Origin of the sequence: Blastomonas sp. UPD001 (assembly GCF_003426715.1) — a bacterium.
GTDB lineage: Bacteria > Pseudomonadota > Alphaproteobacteria > Sphingomonadales > Sphingomonadaceae > Blastomonas.
Genome location: NZ_QKVT01000001.1, coordinates 1,489,501 through 1,496,360, shown reverse-complemented (window position 1 = coordinate 1,496,360; position 6,860 = coordinate 1,489,501). Strand labels below are relative to the sequence as shown.

Annotated in this window: 5 protein-coding genes; 1 reads left to right on the top strand and 4 read right to left on the bottom strand. The window is 66.1% G+C overall.

Going from position 1 to position 6,860, the window contains the following annotated elements; genetic code table 11:
- Nucleotides 1-25: 25 nt before the first annotated feature.
- The 4 genes from ftsY to DM995_RS07580 are packed head-to-tail and all read right to left on the bottom strand — an operon-like array spanning nucleotide 26 to nucleotide 4,921.
- Entirely contained in the window at nucleotides 26-952 is a 927-nt protein-coding gene (ftsY, locus tag DM995_RS07595; protein ID WP_116969037.1) for a signal recognition particle-docking protein FtsY, read from the bottom strand.
- Entirely contained in the window at nucleotides 949-2,385 is a 1,437-nt protein-coding gene (gene mtaB / locus DM995_RS07590) for a tRNA (N(6)-L-threonylcarbamoyladenosine(37)-C(2))-methylthiotransferase MtaB (protein ID WP_116969036.1), read from the bottom strand. The genes ftsY and mtaB overlap by 4 nt, the downstream gene beginning before the upstream one ends.
- Nucleotides 2,386-2,390: 5 nt before the next feature.
- Nucleotides 2,391-3,185, bottom strand: a complete 795-nt coding sequence (gene dapF / locus DM995_RS07585) for a diaminopimelate epimerase (protein WP_116969035.1) — start codon at nucleotides 3,183-3,185, stop codon at nucleotides 2,391-2,393.
- 41 nt (nucleotides 3,186-3,226) lie between these two features.
- On the bottom strand, nucleotides 3,227-4,921 hold the full coding sequence (locus DM995_RS07580) for a putative bifunctional diguanylate cyclase/phosphodiesterase (protein WP_116969034.1): 1,695 nt from the start codon (nucleotides 4,919-4,921) through the stop codon (nucleotides 3,227-3,229).
- A 412-nt stretch (nucleotides 4,922-5,333) separates the two neighbouring features.
- Here DM995_RS07580 and ffh point away from each other — a divergent pair, with 412 nt between their 5' ends.
- The gene (ffh, locus tag DM995_RS07575; protein ID WP_116969033.1) at nucleotides 5,334-6,839 is read left to right on the top strand and encodes a signal recognition particle protein; all 1,506 of its coding nucleotides are present in this window, start codon (nucleotides 5,334-5,336) and stop codon (nucleotides 6,837-6,839) included.
- The last annotated feature ends 21 nt before the right edge of the window (nucleotides 6,840-6,860 follow it).

Below are 6,860 nucleotides of genomic sequence, written 5' to 3'. Positions count from 1 at the left end.
GCGGCAGTCTGCGGCATTTCCTCGCTCACTTGGTGCCTCCGGCGATGACATGCGCGAGATATTCGGGATCGAAGGGCCTGAGGTCGTCGATCGTCTCGCCGACGCCGATCGCGTGGATCGGCAGGCCGAATTTCTCGGCCGCCGCCACCAATATGCCGCCGCGCGCGGTACCATCGAGTTTCGTCATCACAAGCCCGGTTACGCCCGCTACCTCCTTGAAGGTTTCGATCTGCGACAGGGCGTTCTGGCCGTTGGTCGCATCGAGCACCAGCACCACGTCATGGGGTGCCTCGGGGTTGAGGCGGCCCAGCACGCGGCGGATCTTGGCGAGTTCGTCCATCAGCTCGCGCTTGTTCTGCAAGCGGCCGGCGGTATCGACGATCAGCACGTCGATGCCGGTCGCGGTCGCCTGCTTGACCGCATCGAAAACGATGCCCGCCGCATCGCCGCCTTCCTTGCCGCTGACGATGGGGATGCCCAGCCGCTCGGCCCAGACCTTGAGCTGGCCGATCGCGGCGGCGCGGAAGGTGTCGCCCGCCGCCAGCATCACGCCATAATCCTGTTCCTGGAACAGATGCGCGAGCTTGGCGATCGTGGTGGTCTTTCCCGATCCGTTGACGCCGATCACCAGGATCACCTGCGGGCGCGGGAAGGCGATGATGTCGAGCGGCTCCGCGACGGTGCGCAGCGACTTGGCGATCTCCTCGCCGACGATCTCGCGCAGGCCGTCCTCGTCCAGCCCGCGCTCGAACCGGCCTTCGGAAAGCCGCGCGCGCACCTTGCCCGCCATCTGCGGCCCCAGGTCGCTGACGATCAGCGCTTCTTCGATCTCGTCGAGCTGGTCCTCGTCGAGCCGCGACTTGGTCACCAGCCCCGTCAGGTTCTGGGTCAGCTTGTCGGACGTCTTGCGAAAGCCGCCCAGCAGGCGCTTGCTCCAGCTGCCCTCGCTCATCTATCAATCTCCGCTATCAGCATGTCGCCGCTCTGTCCCGTGATCGCCACTGGCACGATCCGCCCGATATGGGAAGGATCGGCAGCGGGCAAAGCGATGGGCACGAAATTCTCGGCATGGCCGGTGCGCCCGTCGCGCTCGACCAGAAGCTGTTGCCGCGACCCGACCAGCGAGGCGCGCCAGCGGGCCGCGCGCGCCTGCGCGGCGGCGCGCATCTCGGCGGCGCGCGCCTTGACCAGCGCGCGATCGAGCTGCGGCATCCGCGCGGCAGGCGTGCCCGCGCGGGGCGAAAAGGGGAAGATATGGCCATGGACGACATCGCACGCGTCGAGGATCGAGAGGTTGCTGGCGTGCATTGCCTCATCCTCGGTCGGGAAGCCCGCGATCAGGTCGGCGCCGATGGCGATCTCGGGCCGCTTTGCCTTCATGCGCTCGACCAGCGCGATCGCCTGTGCACGGCTGTGGCGGCGCTTCATGCGCTTGAGGATCATGTCGTCGCCCGATTGCAGCGACAGATGGACATGCGGCATCACCCGGGGATCGCCGGTGATCAGGTCAAACAGTCGGTCGTCGACCTCCACCCCGTCGAGCGACGAGAGGCGCAGGCGCTTCATGTCAGGCACGAAGCGCAGGATGCGTTCGATCAGCATGCCGAGGGTCGGCGATCCGGGCAGGTCGGGGCCATAGCTCGTCACGTCTACCCCGGTAAGCACCACCTCGGCATAGCCGCGTTCGACCAGCGCGTGCACCGCATCGACCACCGCCCCTGCGGGCACCGAGCGGCTGTTCCCGCGGCCATAGGGGATGATGCAGAAGGTGCAGCGATGGTCACAGCCGTTCTGAACCTCGACGAACGCGCGGGCATGTTCGGCAAAGCTGGTGACCATGTGCGGCGCGGTCTGGCGCACGGCCATGATGTCGGAGACCTTCACCCGATCACCAACATCTCCGAGTTCCCGAGCGAAGTCGAGGGACGTTTCGCTGCCCTCGCGCGTACGTCCCTCGACTTCAGCCAAAGGCTGAAGTTTATCCTGAGCGCCGCCGACAGGCGGCGTCGAAGGGCTCGGGACAAACGGAAGCGGGGCATCTCGATTGCTCGGGACAAACGGAAGGGGATATTTGCCGGACGAAAGCTTCTCCACATTCCCGAGCACCCGGTCGACCTCGGGCATCGCGGCGAACATCGCCGGGTCGGTCTGCGCCGCGCATCCGGTGACTACCAGTTGCGCTCCCGGTCGCGCCTTGCGCGCCTTGCGGATCGCCTGGCGGGTCTGGCGCACTGCCTCGTTGGTCACGGCGCAGCTGTTGATCACCACCACGTCGTCGCGCCCCGCCAGCAGCGCGCGCATCGCCTCGCCCTCGGCAATGTTGAGGCGGCAGCCCATCGAGATGATCTCGGGGCCTTTGGCAGTGCTCTGGACGATATCGGACATGATCGTCAGAGGTCGATCTCGCCGGAAAAGACATGCGTGGCAGGGCCCGCCATCCGGACGCTGCCGCCCGGCTGCCAGTCGATGGTCAGCGTCCCGCCCGGCAGATGCACCGCGACCGGTCCGCTGACCAGCTTGCGCCGGATCGCCGCGACCGCGGTGGCGCAGGCACCGGTGCCGCACGCTTGCGTCAGCCCCGCGCCGCGCTCCCAGACGCGCAGGTGCAGGCCGTCATCGGCCAGATGCGCGACGTTGACGTTGACGCGTTCGGGGAAGAGCGGGTCGTGCTCGATGATCGGACCCAGCCGGTCGAGCGCGACCGCATGGGCATCGGGCACGAAGAAGACGACGTGCGGATTGCCCATGCTGACGGCGGCGGGATCGGTCAGATCCTCCCAGCCGACGGGCAGGTGCAGCGTATCCATCGGATAGGCGAGCGGGATGGCGTCCCAGTCGAGCCCCGGCAGGCCCATGTCGACGCTGACATCGCCATCGCCAAGCTGCCCGCGGAGAAGCCCCGCGCCGGTTTCGACCACGACATCGCGCCCCGCGAGCGCGACGACGCAGCGCGTGGCATTGCCGCAGGCGCTGACCTCGCCGCCATCCTGGTTGAAGATCTGCATCGCGAAATCGGCCTTGGCCGATGGGCGCATGACGATCAGCTGGTCGCAGCCGATGCCGCGATGCCGGTCGGCCAGCGCGCGCGCCTGATCGCTGCTCAGCGCGAGGTCGTGTTCGCGGGCATCGAAAATGACGAAGTCATTGCCGAGCCCGTGCATCTTGTGGAAGCGATGATGCGCCATGACGGCGCTTTAACGCGGGTGCGCCCGCGAGGGAAGCGCGATCACTCGCCGCGCGCGGCGCGCAGCTGCGGCTCGGTAAACTGCTCGGTCTCGTCTGGCGTGGCCGGCTTGGGCGTCCAGCCCAGGCCGAGCAGATTGCGCTCGGCCAGCAGGCGACGGGCCTGCTCGACCGAAAGCGGCTGGCCGAAATGGAAGCCCTGGCCCTTGGCACAGCCGATCTCGGCAAGATGCGCGATCAGTTCGCCATCCTCGATGCCTTCGGCGGTGATCGGCAGGCCCATGGATTCGCCGAGCAGGGCGATGGTCTGGACGATCGCACGGCTTTCCTTGCTCTCGTTCATCGAGGTGACGAAGCTGCGGTCGATCTTGATCCGGTCGAACGGCAGCGCGCGCAGATGCGCCAAGGAGCTGTAGCCGGTGCCGAAATCGTCGAGCGCGACGCGCACGCCCTGGTTCTTCAGGCTACCGATGATCGACTGGGCCAGGCCCATATTCTCGAACAGGCAGCTTTCGGTGATCTCGATTTCCAGCCGGCTCGCCGGGAACCCGGTCTCGACCAGCAGCTTGACGATCTTCTGCGCCAGCCACGGATCGCGCAGCTGCACCGGCGAGATGTTGACCGAGATGGTGAGGCTCTGGTCCCAACCGCGCGCATCCTCCATCGCCTGGCGGATGACACAGGCGGAAAGATCGCCGATCATGCCGGTATCCTCGGCAATCGGGATGAAGATGTCGGGCGACACCTGGCCGAGTTCGGGCGAATTCCAGCGGGCGAGCACCTCGAAGCCGATCAATGTGCCGGTGTTGAGGTCGATCTGCTGCTCGTAATAGGGCACGAACTCGCCGCGGCCGATGCCCACGCGCATGCCCGATTCGATCTTGTTGCGGAACTGGACCTCGTTCTCCATGCGCGGGTCGAACCAGCAATAGCGGTTTCGTCCGTGCTTCTTGCTGGCATACATCGCGATGTCGGCGCGGCGCATCAGCACGTCGAGGCTGTTGTCGCACTGGTCGGCGCGGGCGATGCCGATCGACGCGGTAACGATCAGTTCGGCCGTGCCGCTGCTGGCCGGCCCGGTGATCGGCTTGCCGACCTGCTCGATCAGGTCTTCGGCGACGCGCTGGACGGTTTCGGGAAAATCGGCGTCAAAGATGAACGTGCAGGCGAATTCGTCGCCGCCCAGCCGCGCGACATGGCTGTTGGGGGGCATCGTCGCCTTGAGGCGCTGGGCGACCTCGATCAGCACCTTGTCGCCCGCGTCATGGCCGTGGATGTCGTTGATATTCTTGAAGTTGTCGAGGTCGAGCATCAGGTACGCCACGGTCATGTCGCGCCGTGTCGCCTGGGCGATCAGGCTCGCGCTGGCTTCGCCGATCGCGCGGCGGTTGAGGCAACCGGTCAGCGGATCGGTCACGGCGAGCGTCTTGGCCTGCTCCTCGGCATTCTTGTGATGCGCAATCTCGCGGTGCAGCTCGCTGTAACGCCGCCAACCGAAGATGATCAGCGCAATGTTGAGCAGCAGCGCGGTCACCGCGATGTTGTTGGGGGAAACCGCAGCGCCGTAATAATGCCGGATCGCGTCGGGCATCACGCTGCCGGCGGTTCCCACGAACATGACGATGGCCGCGGTCATGATGCCGCCGGCGACGAAATCGCGGCTGCGCGCCACCCGCCCGCTCAGGTCCTCGGTGCGGCTGTTGCCGGCAATGGCGTTGGTCTCATGCGGCACGATCATTCCCCTCAACCGGAACGCAGCGTCCGGTCGAATGGCAGCAGCCTAGGGAAGGATCGTTAAAAGAGTGTTTAAGCCGAAATCGTCATTGCGGGGGGGAATCGCGGAATCCTGCGGGATAGGGTGGTAAACCCCCGGTTAACACCCGCCATGCCCGGCCCCGGCGGATGGCGCTTGCGTGCCGGGGCTTGCCAAATCGCCGCATCTGCTTTAGGGGCCGCGACAGTCTTGCGCGCAGGCCTTGCGTTCGGGGCACCCAGTTCAGCCGCTTATACCGCAATGTCGGTTCATGCGCGCGCCGGTCGGCGAGGTTTCGCCCACCGGCGATTTTTGCGTTTGGCAGGCGGCGGCCCTGGGGCGTCCTTGATCGTGCGGGTGCGGGCAGCCATCTCGGCGGACAGAAGGAGAAGCGGATATGTTCGATAATCTGACTGATCGCCTTGGCGGCGTGTTCGATCGGCTGCGCGGCCGGGGCGCGCTGAAGGAAGAGGACGTCCGCGCAGCGATGCGCGAGGTCCGCATCGCGCTGCTCGAGGCCGATGTCGCGCTGCCCGTCGTCCGCGATTTCATCAACACCGTCACCGAACAGGCCGTCGGTCAGGCGGTGCTCAAGTCGGTCGCGCCGGGCCAGCAGGTCGTCAAGATCGTCAACGACGCGCTGACCGAGATGCTGGGCTCCGAAGCCAGCGACCTCGACCTCGCGGTTGCTCCGCCTGCCGTCATCATGATGGTCGGCCTGCAGGGATCGGGCAAGACCACCAGCACCGCCAAGATCGCCAAGCTGCTGAAAGAGAAGCACGGCAAGAAGGTGATGATGGCCTCGCTCGACGTGCAGCGTCCAGCGGCGCAGGAACAGCTCAAGGTGCTGGGCGAGCAGGTCAATGTCGCCACGCTGCCGATCGTTGCTGGCCAGATGCCGGTCGATATCGCGCGGCGTGCGCTGCAATCGGCCAAGCTGCAGTCGTTCGACGTGGTGATGCTCGATACCGCGGGCCGCCTGCATGTCGACCAGCAGCTGATGGACGAGATGAAGGCGGTGGCCGCCGAAGCGACGCCCAAGGAAATCCTGCTCGTCGTCGATTCGCTGACCGGTCAGGACGCGGTCAATGTCGCGCAGAACTTCTCCGACCAGGTGCCGCTGACCGGCGTGGTGCTGACCCGCATGGACGGCGATGCGCGAGGCGGTGCGGCGCTTTCGATGCGCGCGGTCACCGGCCGTCCGATCAAGTTCGTCGGCATGGGCGAGAAGATGGACGCGATCGAGCCGTTCCATCCGGGCCGCGTCGCGGGCCGCATCCTCGGCATGGGCGATGTCGTCAGCCTGGTCGAGAAAGCGGCGGCGACGGTCGAAAAGGAAGACGCCGACAAGCTCGCCGCCAAGATGGCCAAGGGTCAGTTCGACATGAACGACCTGCGCACCCAGCTGCGGCAGATGACCAAGATGGGCGGGCTCGGCGCGCTGGCGGGCATGATGCCGGGCATGAAGAAGGCCAAGGCGGCGATGAGCGCCAGCGGGGTCGACGACAAGGTGCTGGTGCACATGGATGCGATCATCGGATCGATGACGCCCAAGGAGCGCGAAAAGCCCGGCATTCTCAATGCCAAGCGCAAGATCCGCATCGCCAAGGGATCGGGCACCACCGTGCAGGACGTCAACCGGGTGATCAAGATGCACCAGGAGATGGAAGGCGCGATGAAGAAGATCCGCAAGATGGGCGGATTGAAAGGCCTCGCGGCCATGTTCGGCGGCGGCGGCGGTGGCGGAGACAGCGGCATGGGCGGCCTTGGCGGTGGCAAGATGCCGACCGAGGACGACATCGCCGGGCTGCTCGGCGGTGGCGGCAAGGGCATTGCCGGCGGGCTTCCTGGTCTTCCCGGCGGGCTGCCTCCCGGCTTCCAGAATTTCAACAAGAAGAAGTGATTTCGTTTTTCAAGTTCATCA